Annotated in this window: 8 protein-coding genes; 7 read left to right on the top strand and 1 reads right to left on the bottom strand. The window is 70.6% G+C overall.

Annotated elements, in window-relative coordinates; genetic code table 11:
- Window positions 1-7: 7 nt before the first annotated feature.
- The 7 genes from CAL15_RS06915 (at window position 8) to treY (ending at window position 17814) form a co-directional block, all read left to right on the top strand.
- Entirely contained in the window at window positions 8-3271 is a 3264-nt protein-coding gene (locus CAL15_RS06915) for an alpha-1,4-glucan--maltose-1-phosphate maltosyltransferase (protein ID WP_232468144.1), read from the top strand.
- Between the two features lie 16 nt (window positions 3272-3287).
- The gene (treS, locus tag CAL15_RS06910) at window positions 3288-6620 is read left to right on the top strand and encodes a maltose alpha-D-glucosyltransferase (protein WP_086077905.1); all 3333 of its coding nucleotides are present in this window, start codon (window positions 3288-3290) and stop codon (window positions 6618-6620) included.
- A 46-nt stretch (window positions 6621-6666) separates the two neighbouring features.
- Complete coding sequence (gene glgB / locus CAL15_RS06905) at window positions 6667-8916, top strand: 1,4-alpha-glucan branching protein GlgB (protein ID WP_232468143.1); 2250 nt, start codon at window positions 6667-6669, stop codon at window positions 8914-8916.
- Window positions 8917-8921: 5 nt separating this feature from the next.
- Window positions 8922-11024: a glycogen debranching protein GlgX gene (gene glgX, locus CAL15_RS06900; RefSeq protein WP_086077904.1), complete on the top strand. Its 2103-nt coding sequence runs from the start codon at window positions 8922-8924 to the stop codon at window positions 11022-11024.
- Window positions 11025-11085: 61 nt separating this feature from the next.
- Entirely contained in the window at window positions 11086-12909 is a 1824-nt protein-coding gene (gene treZ / locus CAL15_RS06895; RefSeq protein ID WP_086077903.1) for a malto-oligosyltrehalose trehalohydrolase, read from the top strand.
- Window positions 12902-15070 (top strand): 4-alpha-glucanotransferase, encoded by a 2169-nt coding sequence (gene malQ / locus CAL15_RS06890; RefSeq protein WP_086077902.1) that lies wholly within the window; start codon window positions 12902-12904, stop codon window positions 15068-15070. The genes treZ and malQ overlap by 8 nt, the downstream gene beginning before the upstream one ends.
- Window positions 15067-17814, top strand: a complete 2748-nt coding sequence (gene treY / locus CAL15_RS06885; protein ID WP_086077901.1) for a malto-oligosyltrehalose synthase — start codon at window positions 15067-15069, stop codon at window positions 17812-17814. The genes malQ and treY overlap by 4 nt, the downstream gene beginning before the upstream one ends.
- Before the next feature lie 82 nt (window positions 17815-17896).
- Here treY and CAL15_RS06880 read toward each other — a convergent pair whose 3' ends face one another.
- Complete coding sequence (locus CAL15_RS06880) at window positions 17897-18661, bottom strand: IclR family transcriptional regulator (protein WP_198299165.1); 765 nt, start codon at window positions 18659-18661, stop codon at window positions 17897-17899.
- Window positions 18662-18704 lie beyond the last annotated feature (43 nt).

Genomic DNA, 18704 nt, shown 5'->3' with positions numbered 1-18704 from the left:
CAGCGCGATGATCGCCGTGGACCGGCCCGGTACCGCCCGCCCCTCGTACGCCGCGCCCGGTGCGTGGCGTATCTGCTATGTGCACCCGACAGACGTCGGCCCGCTGGCCGACGAAGCCGCCTGGGACGCCCTGTGCCAGCGCGCGCGCGACGCCGGCTTCGACACCCTGATGTGCGCGCCGCTGTGGCGCCTGCCCGAAGGCGCGCGGTCGTTCGCGCCACAGGACGCCGACCAGTGCGACCCCGCATTGCGGGACGGGCTGTCCATGGACGAAGCGGTGCGCATCCTGGCGGACACGGCGGGCCGTCATGGGCTGGACCTGGCGCTGGACCTGCTGGTCGACCGCGTGGCCGCCAACGCCGCGCCCGGCACGCTGGACCCGTCCTGGTTCCTCACCACGCCGGGCGACAGGGAACGCGACCCGCGGCAGCCGCCGTCCGACTGGGACGTGGTGCGCCTGCGCGACGGGCCGCCGCCCGCGGCGTTCATCGAACATTGGCAGCGGCGCCTGGCGGGATGGATCCGCAACGGCGTGAAGGCGTTCCGCTGCCTCGAGCCGCAGCGCCTGGGCGGCGCGGGCTGGCAACGGCTGTTCGAGCCGCTGCGCGGCGAGTATCCGGATGTGCGCTTCTTCGCGTGGACGCCGGGACGAGGTCCGTGGGAACTCCAGGACCTGCGCGAGGCCGCCTTCGACGCCGTGTATTCCTCGCTGCCATGGTGGGACCTGCGCGCGCCCTGGCTGATGCAGGAAGACCTGCGGCTGCGCGCCGTCGCGCCGGTAATCGCCATGCCCGAACCTCCCTCCGAGCCGGGCAGGCCCGAACGCTTCGAACGCGCATTGTGGGCCGCGGCCATGACGGGCGACGGCATCATGGTCATGCCGCGCGATGACACGCAGTGGGACGCCGCCACGCGCGCGGTGCGCTGGCGCGCCGAGACGCCTCTGCGCGGGGCGCCGCGCCTGGCCGTGGGCGACCGCGGGTACTGCACCCTGCTCGTGCGCGACGGCGTGCGCACCACGGCCTCGCCCGGCAGCGCCGCGCACGCCTTGCTGCTGAATCCCGACGACGCGCACCCCGCGCGCACTGGCTGGAGCGGCGTGGCCCACCTGCTGCCGCCCGCGCTGCTGCGCTCGCTGCAGGAACCCGACAACGCCCTGCTGCCGCCCGGGGGCCACCGCCTGGACAGCACCGACGAGCGCACCGACCCGGCCGCCCCGACGCGCGCCGCCGCCACCCGTCCCGACCCGCGCCAGACGCCGCGCATCGCAGTGGAAGCGGTCAGCCCGGTACTCGAGAACGGCCGCCACATGCCCAAGTGCGTGGTCGGCGAAGCCGTGCGCGTGCAGGCCGACATCTTCATGGACGGCCACGATGAACTGGCCGCCGAACTGCAATGGCGGGCCTGCGACGAGCAGCATTGGGAAACCGAACCGATGCGCCTCCTGGACAACGATCGCTGGCAGGCGGAGATGCGGCCGCGGCGCACCGGCCCGCACGAATTCCGCATCGTCGCGTGGCTGGACGACTGGGAGACCTATCGCACTGAGCTGCGCAAGAAGCACGCGGCCGGGCTGCGGCTGGAGCTGGAGCTGCGCGAAGGCACGATCCGGCTGCGCGAGTCCCTGGCGGCCAGCCGCCAGGACCATCCCGAGGCGCGCGAGCGCATCGAGGCCGCGCTGGCCATGGTGGCCGAGGTCGCCCGGGCCGCCAGCGCGACGCAGGACGACGGCGAGGCCATCGTCGAGATCTCGAACGAGACGCAGGACACCATGGTGGCCGTGATGCTGGACCGCGAGGTGGCCGCGGCGATGGAGGCCGTGGCGCCGCGTTCATTCCTGTACGAAAGCCCCACGCCCTACCCGCTGTGGGTGGACCGGCGCGCCGCGGCGTTCTCGAGCTGGTACGAACTGTTCCCCCGCTCGATGTCGCCGGTTCCCGGCCGCCACGGCACCTTCGACGACGTTCATGCGCGCCTGCCCGACATCCGCGCCATGGGCTTCGACGTCCTGTATTTCCCGCCCATCCATCCCATCGGCAAGGCGCATCGCAAGGGCCCGAACAACAGCCTCTCGGCCGGTGAGAACGATCCGGGCAGCCCCTACGCCATCGGCTCGCCCGAGGGCGGCCACGACGCCATCCATCCCGAGCTGGGCACGCTGGACGACTTCCTGCGCCTGGTGCAGGCTTCGCACGCGCACGGATTGGAGATCGCGCTGGACTTCGCCATCCAGTGCTCGCCGGACCATCCCTGGCTGACCCAGCGTCCCGAATGGTTCACGCGGCGCCCCGACGGCACGATCCGCTATGCGGAGAACCCGCCCAAGAAATACCAGGACATCGTCAACGTCAGCTTCTACCGCAACACGGGCAAGCGCGCCCGCGTGCTGCCGCTGTGGCGCGCGCTGCGCGACGTGGTGCTGTTCTGGGCCGACCACGGCGTGCGCATTTTCCGCGTGGACAATCCGCATACCAAGCCGCTGCCGTTCTGGGAGTGGATGATCGCGGACGTGCACATGCGCCACCCCGACGTGATCTTCCTGTCCGAGGCGTTCACGCGGCCCAAGATGATGTACCGCCTTGCCAAGATCGGCTTCACGCAGTCGTACACGTACTTCACCTGGCGCAACGACAAGCACGAGATCGCGGCCTACCTGGAAGAACTGGCCAGCGAACCGGTGGCGGACTTCTTCCGCGCCAATTTCTTCGTGAACACGCCGGACATCAACCCGTATTACCTGCAGTGCGGCGCGCGCTCGGCCTTCCTGGCCCGCGCCGCGCTTGCCACGCTGGGCGCCGGCAACTGGGGCCTGTACAGCGGCTTCGAGTTGTGCGAATGGCAGCCGGTGCCGGGCAAGGAAGAGTACCTGGACTCTGAAAAATACGAACTGCGCCAGCGCGACTGGGATGCGCCCGGCAACATCAAGACCGAGATCGCGCAGCTCAACGCCATCCGCCACACGACTCCCGCGCTGTGGTCGCAGCGAGGCTACCGCACGGTGGCCAACGGCAATCCGCAGATCATCAGCTTCATGAAGTCCACGGCCGACGGCGGCAGCACCATCCTGGCCGCCATCAACCTGGACCCCTACAACGTGCAGCACACCGGGCTGCAGGTCCCCTCGGACCACCCTGTGCGCAGCGGCCGCAGCGAGATCCAGGCAGAGGACCTGCTGGATGGCGGCAGCGCCACCTGGCACGACGGCCGCGCCGACTTCGCGCTGCATCCGGGCAGGCCGTATCGCGTGTGGCGCCTGACGGCGCCCGACTGAACCCGGAGACCGCCAGATGACGACCCGCAAGACCGCGAAGCCCGCCGCCAAGCCGCACGAGGCGCCCGAGGACCTCTGGTACAAGGACGCGATCATCTACCAGTTGCACGTCAAGTCGTTCTTCGACGCGGACAACAACGGTATCGGCGACTTCCAGGGCCTGATCGACAAGCTGGACTACATTGCCGAGCTGGGGGTGACGGCCGTATGGCTGCTGCCCTTCTATCCGTCGCCGCGCCGCGACGACGGCTACGACATCGCCGAGTACCGCGGCGTGCATCCCGACTATGGCTCGCTGTCCGACGTGCGCCGCTTCATCCGCGCGGCGCACGCGCGCGGGCTGCGCGTGATCACCGAACTGGTGGTGAACCACACCTCGGACCAGCACGCGTGGTTCCAGCGCGCCCGCACGGCGCGGCCGGGCTCGGCGGCGCGCAAGTTCTATGTGTGGTCGGACGATGACAAGGCCTATTCCGGCACGCGCATCATCTTCCTGGACACCGAGAAATCCAACTGGACCTGGGATCCCGTGGCGGGCGCGTACTACTGGCACCGCTTCTATTCGCACCAGCCGGACCTGAACTACGACAATCCGCAGGTGCTGAAGGAGGTGCTGTCGGTGATGCGCTTCTGGCTGGACATGGGCGTGGACGGCCTGCGGCTGGACGCGGTCCCCTACCTGGTCGAGCGCGAGGGCACCAACAACGAGAACCTGCCCGAGACCCACGCGGTGCTCAAGCAGATCCGGTCGGTGATCCAGGCCGAGTACCCCGGCCGCATGCTGCTGGCCGAGGCCAACCAGTGGCCGGAGGACGCCAAGGAGTACTTCGGCGACGGCGACGAATGCCACATGTCGTTCCACTTCCCGCTGATGCCGCGCATGTACATGGCCATCGCGCAGGAAGACCGCTTCCCGATCACCGACATCATCCGCCAGACGCCCGACATCCCCGCCAACTGCCAGTGGGCGATATTCCTGCGCAACCATGACGAGCTGACGCTCGAGATGGTGACCAGCGAAGAGCGCGACTACTTGTGGAACATCTACGCCGCGGACTCGCGCGCGCGCATCAACCTGGGCATACGCCGCCGCCTGGCGCCGCTGCTGGAGCGCGACCGGCGCCGCGTCGAGCTGATGAACAGCCTGCTGCTGTCCATGCCGGGCACGCCGGTGCTGTACTACGGCGATGAGCTGGGCATGGGCGACAACATCCACCTGGGCGACCGCGACGGCGTGCGCACGCCCATGCAGTGGTCGTCCGACCGCAACGGCGGCTTTTCGCGCGCCGACCCCGAACGGCTGACGCTGCCGCTGCTGATGGGTCCGCTGTACGGCTACGAGTCGGTCAACGTCGAGGCGCAGCAGCGCGACCCGCACTCGCTGCTGAACTGGACGCGCCGCATGCTGGCCACGCGGCGGCAGACGCATGCGTTCGGCCGCGGCACGCTGCGTTTCCTGTTCCCCGGCAACCGCAAGATCCTGGCGTACCTGCGATTGTGGGAAGACACCTCGATCCTGTGCGTGGCCAACCTGTCGAACACGGCGCAGCCGCTGGAGCTGTCCCTGCCCGAGTACGTGGGCCGCACCCCACTGGAGATGCTGGGGAATACGCCCTTCCCCGTGATCACCGACCAGCCGTACCGCCTGACGCTGCCGCCATACGCCTTCTTCTGGATGGACCTGCGCCAGGACGTGTCGCCGCCGTCGTGGCAGACCCTGCCGCCCGAGCATGCGCCCACCGAATATCCGACCCTGGTGCTGCGCGGCAAGGGCCTGGCCTTCACCGAACCGTCGCGCCGCGTGCTGGAAACCGAGATTCTTCCCGCCTACCTGGCGCGCCAGCGCTGGTCCAGTCTGCAGACGCCCAAGGCCGTCGTGCGCCTGACGCACGCCCAACCGGTGGCCACGGACAGCGACCTCTATCTGGCCGAGGTGTCGCACGAAGGCGGCAAGAGCTATCTGCTGCCCCTGGGCATTTACTGGACGGCAGAACACACGCCCCAACAGGCCCTGGCCAAGGTGCGTCGTGTCGCCCAGATGGGCACGCTGTGCGACGCGATGTACGAGCCCGCGTTCGTGCACCGCCTGATCGCCCTGCTGCGCGCGGGCGAGACGCTGCCCCTGGATGGCGGCGCCCACGGCGCGCTGGAGTTCCTGCCGGAGGAAGGGCTGGACCTGCCCGACGACGCGGAGCTGAAGTGGGTGAAGGCCGAGCAGTCGAACAGTTCGGTGGTGGTGGGCGGCCAGGCCGTGCTGAAGTTGCTGCGCGCGGTGCAGACGGCGGCCACGCCCGAGGCCGAGATGACCCGTCACCTGACGCGCAGCGGCTACGCCAATACGCCGCCGCTGCTGGGCGAGATCCGGCGCACCGGCTCGGGAGAGCCGCAGACCATCGCCCTGATGCATGGCTACATCTTGAACGAAGGCGATGCCTGGGGCTGGAGCCTGGAGTTCCTGAAGCGCGCGCTGGACAACGCCACGCTGTCCGGCGACGACCCCGACGAGTTCGAGCAGAGCCTGAGCGGCTACGCCACCATTGCCTGCACCATCGGCAAGCGCCTGGGCGAGCTGCATGCCGTGCTGGCGCGCGAAGACGCGCCGCCGGAGTTCCGTCCGGCCAAGGCCGGCGCCGCCAATGTGCGGCGCGCCGGCGAAGAAGCCGTGGCCGAACTGGATCGCGCCCTGGAAGCCCTGAAGCAAGCGCAAGCCGAGCTGGAGCCGGGCTCGCGCGCCTGCGTGCAGTGGCTGAGCGAGCACCGCGACCGCATCGCCGCCATGCTGCGGCGCCTGGCCGAGGCCGAAACCGGCCTGCTGCGCCTGCGCATCCATGGCGACTTCCACCTGGGGCAGGTGCTGATCGCGCAGACCGATGCCTACATCATCGACTTCGAAGGCGAACCCGCTGCCGCGCCGGAGGACCGCCATGGACGCGCCAGCCCGTATCGCGACGTGGCGGGCATGCTGCGTTCGTTCGACTATGCCGCGGCGACGGTCAGCCGTGCGGATCCGCTGGCCAGCACGCCGACCGACGTCATCGCGGGCGCGACCGACGCCGACGGCCATGCCACCGCCGCGCGCGAGCGCCGCGAAGCACTGCTGGAGCGCTTCCGCCATCGCGCGGGCCAGGCGTTCCTGAACGGCTATCGCGACGCGACGGCATTCATGCAGGTCCCGGCCGGCATCGAACACGACCTGCTGCGCCTCGCGCAGATCCAGAAGGCCGCCTACGAAGTCCGCTACGAGGTCCTGCACCGCCCATCCTGGATATCCATTCCGCTGTGCGCGCTGGCCGAGCTGTCCCGCTCCGCCCTGCTCGACGCGGCGATCGACGAGGAAAAGAAGCCATGACATCGCACGACCTTCCGAAGGCCGCACCTCCCTTCGGAGCCCAATCATGATCAGCCGTATGCCGGTCGACGTGCCCGACAACGGCGGAGCCTCTCCTGGCGGACGCCCCCCGCGCGGGACTGCGCCGGCCTTGCCGCCCGCCGAGGTGCAGGCGCTGCAGGCAGCGACCCATGCCAATCCCTTTGCCGTGCTGGGACCGCACCACGTCGAGGGCCAGGGCATTCTGCGGGTGCTGGCGCCCGGGGCGACTTCGGTGCATGCACTGCTGGAGGACGGCTCGGAGGTCGAGCTGGCGCAGCAGGCGGAAGGCCTGTATGGCGCGCGCATCGACGCGCTGCGGCCCGGCCACCCGCGCGCCTACCGGCTGCGCGTGGCGCACGGCGGGCACGAGGAGGTGCACGCCGACCCCTATGCCTTCGGTCCTTCCATTCCCGAGGCCGACCTGCAGCTGCTGGCCGGCGGCTCCTGGCTGCACCTGGCCGATTCGCTGGGCGCTCACCCGATGCGGCAGGACGAGGTGGACGGCGTGCGCTTCTCGGTGTGGGCGCCCAATGCGCGGCGCGTCGCCGTGGTGGGCGACTTCAACGGCTGGGATGCGCGCCGGCACGGCATGCGGCTGCGCCATCATGCCGGCGTGTGGGAAATCTTCATTCCGGACGTGCCGGCGGGCAGCCGCTACAAGTACGCGATCATCGGCGCCGACGGCAGCCACCAGATGAAGGCCGACCCCATGGCCCGCGCCACCGAGGCGCCGCCCGCGACGGCCTCGGTCGTGCCCGACGCCGCGCCGCTGCGCTGGACCGACGAACAATGGATGCGCGAGCGCGCCGCGCGCCACGCGCCCGACGCGCCCATGTCGGTGTACGAACTGCACGTGGGTTCGTGGGCCGACGAGCCCAGCCCCGGCAGCCTGTGGAGCAAGTTGGCGGCCAAGCTTCCCGGCTATGCCCGCGCCATGGGCTTCACCCACATCGAACTGCTGCCGGTGATGGAGCATCCCTTCGGCGGCTCGTGGGGCTATCAGCCCCTGGGCATGTTCGCGCCGTCGGCGCGCTTCGGCACGCCGGCCGAGTTCGCCACGTTCGTGGACCGCTGCCACGAGGCCGGCGTGGGCGTGATCCTGGACTGGGTGCCGGCGCACTTCCCCAACGACGCCCACGGCCTGGTGTCGTTCGACGGCACGGCGCTGTACGAGCACGCCGATCCGCGCGAGGGCTACCACCCCGACTGGCACACCATGGTCTACAACCTGGGCCGCAACGAGGTCAGGGCATTCCTGGTGGCCAGCGCGCTGCACTGGCTGCGGCACTATCACATCGACGGCCTGCGCGTGGACGCGGTGGCATCCATGCTGTATCGCGACTACAGCCGCGCGCCCGGCGAGTGGGTGCCCAACCAGTACGGCGGCCGCGAGAACCTGGAGTCCGTCGCCTTCCTGCGCGACCTCAACCTGGCCGTGGCGCGCGAGTGTCCGGGCGCCATGACGATCGCCGAGGAATCGACGGCCTGGCCCGGCGTCACCGCGCCGGTGTCCGAGGGCGGCCTGGGCTTCGACTACAAGTGGAACATGGGCTGGATGCACGACACGCTGCGCTACATGTCGCACGATCCCATCCATCGCCAGTACCACCACAGCGACATGACGTTCGGAATGATCTATGCGTTCTCCGAGCGCTTCATCCTGCCGCTGTCGCACGACGAGGTCGTGCACGGCAAGGGGTCGCTGATCGGCAAGATGCCGGGCGATGCCGCCATGCGGCTGGCCAATCTGCGCGCCTACTACGGCTTCATGTGGGCGCACCCGGGCAAGAAGCTGCTGTTCATGGGCGGCGAACTGGGCCAGGAGACCGAATGGAACCACGACGGCTTCGTGCAGTGGCATCTGCTGGATCGTCCCGAGCATCGCGGCCTGCAGCGCGCGGTGGCCGACCTGAACCTGCTCTACCGTGACCTGCCGGAACTGCACAAGCGCGACGCCGACCCCGCCGGCTTCGCCTGGATGGTCGGCGACGACACGGCCAACAGCGTGCTGGCGTTCGTGCGCACCGACGGCCGGAATCACGTGCTGGCCATCAGCAACTTCACGCCGGTGGCGCGCCACGGCTATCGCGTCGGCGTGCCGCTGGCGGGCAGCTGGGCCGAACGCTTCAACAGCGACGCCGAACCCTACGGCGGCAGCGGCATGGGCAACGCCGGCCGCGCGCGCACCGAGGACGTGCCGGCGCACGGACAGGCGCAATCCCTTTCCCTCACTCTTCCTCCGATGTCCACATTGCTGTTGCGCCACGAAGGATAAAAATAATGCCGACCAATGCCACGCTGACGGCCGGACGGCCGTTTCCGCTGGGCGCCAGCAGCGACGGGCTGGGCGTCAATTTCGCGGTGTTTTCCGGCAACGCCACGCGCATGCAGTTGTGCCTGTTCGATCCGTCCGGCCGCAAAGAGCTGCAGCGCCTGGATTTCCCGGAATGCACCGACGAGATCTGGCACGGCTACCTGCCTGGCGCGCGGCACGGCCTGGTGTATGGCCTGCGCGCCTATGGTCCCTACGAACCCGCGGCGGGCCACCGCTTCAATCCCCACAAGCTGTTGCTGGACCCGTACGCGCGCCAGCTCAAGGGCGGGCTGCGCTGGAACGACGCGCTGTTCGGCTATCGCATGGGCCATACGCGCGCCGACCTGGCGATGGACCGGCGCGACAGCGCTGCCGCCATGCCCAAGGCGGTGGTGGTGGACGAGGGATTCAACTGGGGGCCCACGTCGCGACCCGACACGCCCTGGGAAAACACCGTGATCTACGAGATGCACGTGCGCGGCGCCTCGATGCAGCGCGCGGACCTGGAACCGCCGCTGCGCGGGACCTGCGAGGCATTGTCGGATCCCTGGTTCATCGAGCACCTGCACCGCATCGGCGTGACGGCCGTCGAGCTGATGCCCGTCCACGCCTATCTGCAGGACCGCTTCCTGCTAGAACGCGGACTGAGCAACTACTGGGGCTACAGCACGCTGTCGTACTTCGCGCCCGAACCCCGCTATACCCCGGGCGGCGGCGACGACCTGCGGCGCGCCGTGCGGCGCCTGCATGCGGCGGGCATCGAGGTGATCCTGGACGTGGTCTACAACCACACCTGCGAAGGCAACGAGATGGGGCCCACGCTGTCGTGGCGCGGCCTGGACAATGCCAGCTACTACCGCCTGATTCCGGGCGAGGAACGCTACTACATCAACGACACCGGCTGCGGCAACACGCTGAACCTGTCGCATCCGCGCGTGCTGCAGATGGTGATGGACTCGCTGCGGCACTGGGCCGAGTCGTACCAGGTGGACGGCTTCCGCTTCGACCTGGGCACCACGCTGGGCCGCGAAGGCACGGGCTTCGACCCCGGCTCGGGCTTCTTCGACGCCATCCTGCAGGACCCCGTGCTGTCGCGGCTGAAGCTGATCTCCGAACCGTGGGACATCGGTCCGGACGGCTACCAGCTCGGCCAGCATCCCCCCGGCTTCGCGGAATGGAACGACCGCTATCGCGACGGCGTGCGCCGCTTCTGGCGCGGCGACGACAACATGCGGGGCGAGCTGGCAGGGCGCCTGACCGCATCGGCAGACCTGTTCGACCGGCGGCATCGACGCCCCTGGGCCACCATCAACTTCGTGGCCTCGCACGATGGCTACACGCTGCACGACATCACCGCCTACGAGAAGCGCCACAACGAGGCCAACGGCGAAGAGAACCGCGACGGCCACGGCGAGAATTACAGCCGCAACTGGGGCAAGGAAGGCCCCACTGACGACCCCGCCATCCTGGAAGTGCGCGGCCGGGTGCAGCGGTCGCTGCTCGCCACCCTGTTCGTGTCCGGCGGCACGCCCATGCTGCTGGCGGGCGACGAGTTCGGCAACAGCCAGAACGGCAACAACAACGCCTATTGCCAGGACAGCGCCATCGGCTGGCTGGACTGGAAACAGGCGGATTCGCCGCGAGGCAGGGAACTGACCCGGCTCGTCGCGCGGCTGACCGCGCTGCGCCGAGCCCATCCCAGCCTGCGCACACGCCGCTACGGCGCCGGACCGGCGGGCGGACTGCCGGCCACGGAATGGTTCGACCTGGCGGGCGCCCACATGGAAAGCGACGCCTGGTCCAACGGCGGAGCGCGCACGCTGGCCGTCCGGCGCGCCGCCCCGGCCGAGGACGGCTCGGGGCGGGTCGACGTGACCATGGTGCTGTTCAACGGCGGCGGCGAAGACGCGGTCTTCACCCTGGCAGGCCCGGCACTTGCTTGGCGACTGGAACTGGACACGCGGGGCGGCGTCGAGCCCCCGCGCGACTGGACCGACCCCGCCTATACCGTTGCGGCCCATACCCTGGCCGTCCTTTCGGCCACCACCGACGCCGTGGCCCCACCCTGACCGACACGACATTACGGGCGCCGCGGAAGCGATCCGCGGCGCGCCGCACGGAGAGATACCAATGAGCGAACCCGCCTCGCTATTGACCACGCCCGGCAGCCTAGGCGCCCAGCGCGTCGGGGCCTGGGTGCTGCCCGACGGGCAGACCCGCTTTCGCATCTGGGCGCCCTCGGCGCCGCCCGGCTTCGCGCTGGAGATCGAGGGCATGGACCCCATTCCCATGAAGCCCGGCCCGGACGGCTACGCCCAGGTCACCGTGCGCTGCGCCCCGTCGGCGCGCTATCGCTACCGCCTGAACGACGGCCTGGCCGTTCCCGACCCCGCCTCGCACATGCAGGACGACGACGTGCACGGCCACAGCATCGTCCTGCCCGGCGGCGGATACCCCTGGCGCCACCCCGACTGGCTGGGCCGGCCCTGGGAAGAGTCCGTCATCTACGAAGTCCACGTTGGCCTGGCGGGGGGCTTCGTCGCGCTGGCCGAACGCCTGCCCGAACTGGCGGAACTGGGCTTCACGACCATCGAGCTGATGCCCATCGCCGACTTCCCCGGCGAGCGCAACTGGGGCTATGACGGCGTGCTGCCGTACGCGCCCGACCGCGCCTATGGCACGCCGGAAGACCTGAAGTACCTCGTGGACACCGCCCACGGCCTGCGCATGAGCGTGCTGCTGGACGTGGTCTACAACCACTTCGGCCCGGACGGCAACTACCTGCCTCTTTATGCGCCGGAGTTCTTCCGCGACGACCTGAAGACCCCGTGGGGTTCGGCCATCGATTTCCGCCGGCCGCAGGTGCGGCGCTTCTTCCAGGACAACGCACTCTACTGGCTGACGGAGTTCCGCTTCGACGGCCTGCGCCTGGACGCCGTGCACGCCATCGAGGACGAGGGCTGGCTGCCCGAACTGGCGCGCAATATCCGCCGCGTGGTGCCGCCGCCGCGCCACGTGCACCTGGTGGTGGAGAACGAGGACAACGACGCAGACCTGCTGCATGCGGGCTACGACGCCCAGTGGAACGACGACGCGCACCACGTGCTGCACCACATGCTGACCGGCGAACGCCACGGGTATTACCAGGACTATGCCGACGATGCCGCCGGCAAGCTGGCGCGCAGCCTCGGCAGCGGCTTCGTCTACCAGGGCGAAGTGTCGCCGCGGCGCGGCGAGCCGCGCGGTCAGGACAGCAGCGGCCTGCCGCCCACCTCCTTCGTCAACTTCCTGCAGAACCACGACCAGATCGGCAACCGCGGGTGGGGCGAACGGTTGACCGCGCTGGACAGCGTGGATCCGGCTGCCCTGCGCGCCGCCGTGGCCGCCCTGCTGCTGGCGCCGCAGATTCCGCTGGTGTTCATGGGAGAGGAATGCGGCACGCGCGCGCCTTTCCTGTACTTCACCAGCCATTCCGATCCGGAGCTGGCCCGCGCGGTGCGCGAAGGCCGGCGCGCCGAGTTCCCGGCGTTCGCCGGCAGCGACGCGAACCCGGTGCCGGATCCCAACGATCCGGAAACCTATCGGTCGAGCCAGCCCTGGTTCGTCGATGAGCAGGACGCCAGTCATGCCGCGGCGTGGCGCGACTACTACCGTTCGCTGCTGCAGGTGCGGTCGCGGCTGGTGACGCCGCGGCTGCTGGGCGCGCGCACCCAGGGCGCGGCCGCCCTGGGCCACTGCGCCGTGCGCGCCACCTGGCGCATGAACGACGCCGCCATGCTGACGCTCTACGTGAACCTGGACGCCCGCGACAGCCAGACGCTGCTGGCCGCGCAGCGCCCCTCCCCTGGCGCCACCCTGGTGTTCGAGAACACGCCTGGCGCCGCCGACGCGCTGCAGGCAGGCGACCTGCGGCCGGCCACCACCGTATGCATGATCGAGGAAAGCGATGGCTGAATCCGCGCGCGCAGGCCAGGCGCTGTCCCAACTGGCCGAACTGGCCGGCATCCAGGAGCACTGGACCGACGCCGGCGGCACGCGGCGACGGGTGTCGCCGGACACGTTGCGCGTCATGCTGGAAGCGCTGGGGCTGCCGGCCGGCAGTCCCGAGCAGCTGCGCGACAGCACGACCCGCATGCAGAAACAGGCGCCGCGCGGCCGCGGCGGGCGCGATGGCGAGAGCACGGGAACCGGCGCTCCGGTGCAACTGGATTGCCTGCGCAGCGGCGCAGCGGACGACGCCCTGCTGATCTGCGAGGCCGGCGGCACCGTGCGGGTGGCGGCCGGCGGAGCGCTGCCCTACCGCATCGACTGCGAGGACGGCACGGTCCAGCATGGCCGCCTGGACGGCCCGCCCGACGATTACCGGCTGACCGTCCCGGGCAAGCCCGGCTATCACAAGCTGCTGGTGGGAGAACGCCGCGCCACGCTGGCCGTGTGCCCGTCCGCCTGCCCGTCCGTGGCCGACCTGGTGCCGGACCGCCCGCATCGCGCCTGGGGCATCGCCGCGCAGATCGGCAGCCTGCGCCAGCGCGATGCCGCCTGCCCCACGTCGGGCTATGGCGACTTCGGCGCGCTCGCCGCGCTGGCTCGCACCGCGGGCCGGCTGGGCGCCGACGCGCTGGCCATCAGCCCTGCGCACGCCATGTTCAGCGCGATGCCGCAGCGCTACAGCCCCTATTCGCCTTCCAGCCGGCTGTTCCTGAACGCGGTATATGCCGCGCCCGGCGCGGTGCTGGGCCCGGACGCCGTGCGCAACGCCACGCGCGACCTGGCCGGCCAGATCGCCCGACTGGAAGCATCCGACCTGATCGACTGGGCGCAGGCCGCCGCCCTGCGCCTGCGCGTGCTGCGCCGTCTGCACGACCAGCTTGGCGCCGCGCCGCGCGCGGTGCAATCGCGCTACGCGGCCTATCGCCAGGCCGCCAGCCCGGCGCTGCTGGCGCATGCCGTGTTCGAGGCCATGCAGGCCGAGGCCGCCGCGCGCGACGAGCCGGAAGGCACCGTGCCGCCCTATCCCGGCGCCGAGGGCGTGCGGGCCTACGCGCAAGCCCATGCGCGCGAAGTCGATTTCCACATCTACGCGCAATGGCTGGCCGAGGAAAGCCTGCGCCAGGCGCATGAGGCCGGACGCCACAGCGGCATGGGCATCGGCCTGATCGCCGACATGGCGGTGGGCACCGCCACGGACGGCAGCCAGGTATGGGCCGACGCGCAGGCCTACCTGGCCGGCATGACGGTGGGCGCGCCCCCCGACATCTACAACCCCAAAGGGCAATCGTGGGGCGTCACGTCCTTCGCGCCGCACATGCTGCGCGCCACTGGTTACCGCGCCTTCCTGGACACCATGCAAGCCGGCCTGCGACATGCGGGCGGGCTGCGCATCGACCACATCCTGGGACTGACGCGCCTGTGGGCCGTGCCGCCCGGCGCCGATCCCGCCGACGGGGCCTATCTGCGCTATCCGCTGGACGACCTGCTGCTGCTGACCGCGCTGGAGGCGCATCGGCATCGCGCGCTGATCGTCGGCGAGAACCTGGGCACGGTGCCCGAGGGCCTGAACGAACGGCTGGAGCAGCGCGGCCTGCTGGGCACGGAGGTGCTGTGGTTCCAGCGCGAACAGCCGTCCGCGCGGCAGCGCAACAAGCAGGCGGTATTCATGCCGCCGGGACGCTGGTCCGCGCATGCGCTGGCCATGCCCACCACGCACGACCTGCCGACGCTGTGCGGATGGTGGCATGAACGCGACATCGACTGGCGCGCGCGGCTGCATGGCCTGCAGGGCGAAGAGGAAACGGCCGCCCGCGCGCAGCGCGCCGACGACCGCGCATTGCTGTGGAAGGCGCTGCAGGAGGCGCACGTCGTCGAAGCCGGCGATGTGCCGGCCCAGGCTCCGGTCGCCGCGATGCTGCAGTTCGTCGGCCAGTCGCCCGGCGCGCTGATGCTGGCGCCGCTGGAAGACCTGTATGGCATGCAGGAGCAGCCCAACGTGCCGGGCACCATAGACGAACATCCCAACTGGCGCCGCCGCATGCGCGAAGACCCGGCGCGGCTGCCCGAGCATCCGGGCGCGATGAAGCGCGTCGAGGCAATACGGCTAGGGAGGAAGCATTCATGAGCCGCCCGCATCGGGAAGGCGCGCCGCGCGCCACGGTCAGGCTGCAGCTGCACCGCGATTTCACCCTGGACGACGCGCGCGCGCAGGTGGACTACTACGCCGCGATGGGCATCAGCCACTTCTATCTGTCGCCGGTGACGCGCGCGCGGCCCGGTTCCACGCACGGCTACGACGTCGTCGACCACAACGAGGTCAATCCCGAGCTGGGCGGCGAACCCGCGCTGCGCGCCCTGGCCGATGCGCTGCATGCGCGCGGCATGGGCATCCTGCTGGACATCGTGCCCAATCACATGGCCACGCACTGGGACAACCCCTGGTGGCGCGACGTGCTGATGAACGGCAGGCACAGCGCCTACGCCGACTGGTTCGACATCGACTGGCACGACCCCGACCCGTGGCTGGCCGGCCGCGTGCTGGCGCCCACGCTGGGCCGTCCCTACCTGTCGGCCCTGGAACAGGGCGAGATCCGGCTGGTATGGGACGAGACCGCCCAGATCTATGCCATCGAGGCCGGCGGCAAGTACCCCGTGGCGCCCCATACCCTGGACACGCGCGGCGGCGCCGAGCAGGTGCTGGCGGCCCATGACGCCGGCACGGAGGCGGGCCGCGCGGCGCTGCACGCGCTGCTGGACCGCCAGCACTATCGCCTGGCATGGTGGCCCACGGCCGCCGACCAGATCAACTGGCGCCGGTTCTTCGAAATCAGCGACCTGGTTGGCGTGCGCGTGGACCGGCCGGAAGTGCATGCCGCGGTGCATGCCATGGTGTTCAGGCTGTACGCCGAAGGCGTGATCGACGGCGTGCGCATCGATCACGTCGATGGCCTGGCCTCGCCCGGCGTGTACTGCCGGCGCCTGCGCGCCGACCTGCGACGCGCGGGCGCCCAAGGCGGCCGCGCCAACCCCGACCCCTACCTCGTGGTCGAGAAGATCCTGGCCGAGGACGAGGCATTGCCCGCGGGCTGGCAGACCGACGGCACCACCGGCTACGACTTCATGGAGGAAGCGGGCGCGGTGCTGCACGACGGCGCCGGCGGACCCGCGCTGGAGCGCGGCTGGCAGGAGATCAGCGGCGACGATCGCGCGCCGCGCGAACAGCTCGAAGCCGCGCGGCGCCTGATGCTGGCGCGCCACTTCTCGGCGGAGAACGCCGCGCTGGTGCGCGTGCTGAGCCGACTGGCCCGCCTGGATCCGGCCACTTGCGACTGTCCGCCGCAGGCCATTTCGCGCGCGCTGGTTCCCTGGCTGGTGGCCTTTCCGGTGTATCGCACCTACGGCGAGGGCGGCAGCGCCACGCGGGCCGACCTGCTGTACTGCCAGGCGGCTTCCGAGCGCGGCCAGCAGATCATGCAGGAAACCCGCCAGGAGCCCGACGAGGCCGCCGACCGCATCGCCGCCCGGCTGATGGGCTGGCTGGCGCTGCCGCCGGGTCCGGACGACACGCCCGAAGCCGCCCGTCTGCGCCGTCGCGCCCAGAACCGCCTGCGCCACCTGACTCCGCCTTTGGCGGCCAAGGCGCTGGAGGACACCTATTTCTATCGGCGCGGCACGCTGCTGTCGCGCAACGAGGTGGGCTCTTCGCCGTATGTGCAGGCCCTGGACGTGCCTGCACTGCACCAGCGGCTGCTACGCCGCGCGCAGGCGCATCCACAGGCCCTGCTGGCCACGGCGACGCACGACCACAAGCGTGGCGAAGACGTGCGCGCGCGACTGGCCGTGATCAGCGAGATGCCGCAGGAGTGGCTGGATTTCGCCACCCGATGGATCGCGCGGGCCGCAGGCCCCGAGTTGCACGGTGACGGCGGTGCAGATCGGCCGACTCCCCAGCCCGCCGATCTCTACATGCTGCTGCAGACCCTGGTGGGCGCTTGGCCGCCCGAGCTGGAACCCGACGACGCGGATGGCGTGGCCGCGTACTGCGAACGCGTGGGCCAATGGCAGATCAAGGCCTTGCGCGAGGCCAAGCTGGGCAGCAACTGGTACGTGCCCGACGAAGCCTACGAGGCGGCGTGCGGCGCGGTATTGCGGGCGCTGGCCGACGCGGCGCGCCAGCCCGAAGCCGATGGCGCCGCGCCGGAGCTGCTGCGCGGCGTGGTCGACTGGGCGCGGCGCCTGTGCCTGCCCGGCATGCTGAACGGCCTGGTGCAGGCCACGCTGCGCCTGACGGCCCCCGGCGTGCCGGACCTGTACCAGGGCACCGACCGCTGGGACTTCAGCCTGGTCGACCCCGACAACCGTCGGCCGGTGGACTACGCCGCGCGCCGCGCCGCATTGGACGCGATCGCCGACATCGGCGCGCTGCCGCTGGGCGACTTCGCGCAGTGGCGCGACGGACTGGTGAAGCAGGCGCTGGTGCGGCGACTGCTGGCCTTGCGCGAGGAACGCGCGGAACTTCGACGCGGCGCCTATCTGCCCTTGACCGTGGAAGGTCCGGGCGCGAAACGCGTCATCGCCTATGCACGCCGCGGCACGCAAGGCACGACCATCGTGATGGCGGCGCGCGCCTGCGCGGCCCGGCTGGCGCAAACGCATCCGGCCGTGGGTGCTAGCGCCGCCGCATCGGCAAGCACGGACGCGAGCCCTGCAGACCTGTGGCAAGGCACGCAACTGGTGCTGCCAGCGCAGTTGTCCGGCCTGCGGCTTCGCAATGCCCTGACCGGCGCCGCGGCCGCGGCGGCCACGCGTCGCCTGTCGGTGGCGCAATGCCTCGGACAGTGGCCGATGGCCGTACTGGTCTCGACCTGAAGCGCCGGCGCGCTGCGCGCGCGCACGAAACAGGGCTCCGGCGCCGCGACGCGCCGGAGCCTGTTTTACGAGTACGTCGGCGTCAGGCGCCCGCGGCGTGCCGAGGCTCGGCCGCGCCGCCGCCCATCAGGTCGTGCAGCGACTGCGCCGCGCTGCGCATAGGCGGCAACAGCCGCGCGGCGTCGAAGCGGCTGGCCGGAGTGACCAGCGACAGCGCCGCCACGCACTGGCCGCGAGCGTTGAACACCGGCACCGCGATGGCCAGAATGCCCGGGATTTCGAGCCCGCTGGATACGGCATAGCCCTGTCCCACCACGTCGGCCATCATGCCGGGATCGGGAAGCACGGCGCCCCGCGCGCGCAACTGCTCGCGCGTGGCCTCGTCGGCATAGGCCGACAACACGCGCCCCGAGGCGCTGACCTCGAGCGAGAACATCGTGCCCACATGCACGTCGGCGCGCAGCACGCCCTTGGCCTCGACCCGCTTGGCCAGCGCCACGTGCGTGCCGCTGATCACCGCCAGCGAAGCCGTCTCGCCCGATTCATGCACCAGGGTCTGCAGCACGGCCGTCGCGCGCTCGCCCAGGCTTGCCTGGTCGAAGGCCGCATCCCCCACCCGCGCCGCGTGCAGCGTCAGGCGGTAGGCGCCCGTATCGTCCGCCTCGATCCAGCCCGCTTCCACCAGGGTCAGCACGCGCTGGTACACCGTGGCGCGATTGCCGCCGATGCGGCTGGTGATCTCCGACAACTTCATGGGCTCGGGCGACGTGCCCAGCAGATCCAGCACGGCCAAGGTCTTTAGAACGGAAGTCAGCGGGCGTACGCCTTGATGGGCTGGTGCGGTCATCGGTCCGGTAAGCGGAAGAGGAGCGGCCATCCTAACAGGCCGC

Source organism: Bordetella genomosp. 13 (genome assembly GCF_002119665.1).
In the GTDB taxonomy this organism is placed as follows: domain Bacteria; phylum Pseudomonadota; class Gammaproteobacteria; order Burkholderiales; family Burkholderiaceae_B; genus Bordetella.
The sequence above is the reverse complement of the archived record's forward strand: the minus strand, read 5'-3'. Positions and strand labels throughout refer to the sequence as shown.

Excerpts from the sequence above, each read along its gene's own strand:
- CAL15_RS06915 (WP_232468144.1), top strand. The coding sequence starts at position 8 with ATGATCGCCGTGGACCGGCCCGGTACCGCCCGCCCCTCGTACGCCGCG.
- treS (WP_086077905.1), top strand. The coding sequence starts at position 3,288 with ATGACGACCCGCAAGACCGCGAAGCCCGCCGCCAAGCCGCACGAGGCG.
- glgB (WP_232468143.1), top strand. The coding sequence starts at position 6,667 with ATGATCAGCCGTATGCCGGTCGACGTGCCCGACAACGGCGGAGCCTCT.
- glgX (WP_086077904.1), top strand. The coding sequence starts at position 8,922 with ATGCCGACCAATGCCACGCTGACGGCCGGACGGCCGTTTCCGCTGGGC.
- treZ (WP_086077903.1), top strand. The coding sequence starts at position 11,086 with ATGAGCGAACCCGCCTCGCTATTGACCACGCCCGGCAGCCTAGGCGCC.
- malQ (WP_086077902.1), top strand. The coding sequence starts at position 12,902 with ATGGCTGAATCCGCGCGCGCAGGCCAGGCGCTGTCCCAACTGGCCGAA.
- treY (WP_086077901.1), top strand. The coding sequence starts at position 15,067 with ATGAGCCGCCCGCATCGGGAAGGCGCGCCGCGCGCCACGGTCAGGCTG.
- CAL15_RS06880 (WP_198299165.1), bottom strand. The coding sequence starts at position 18,661 with ATGACCGCACCAGCCCATCAAGGCGTACGCCCGCTGACTTCCGTTCTA.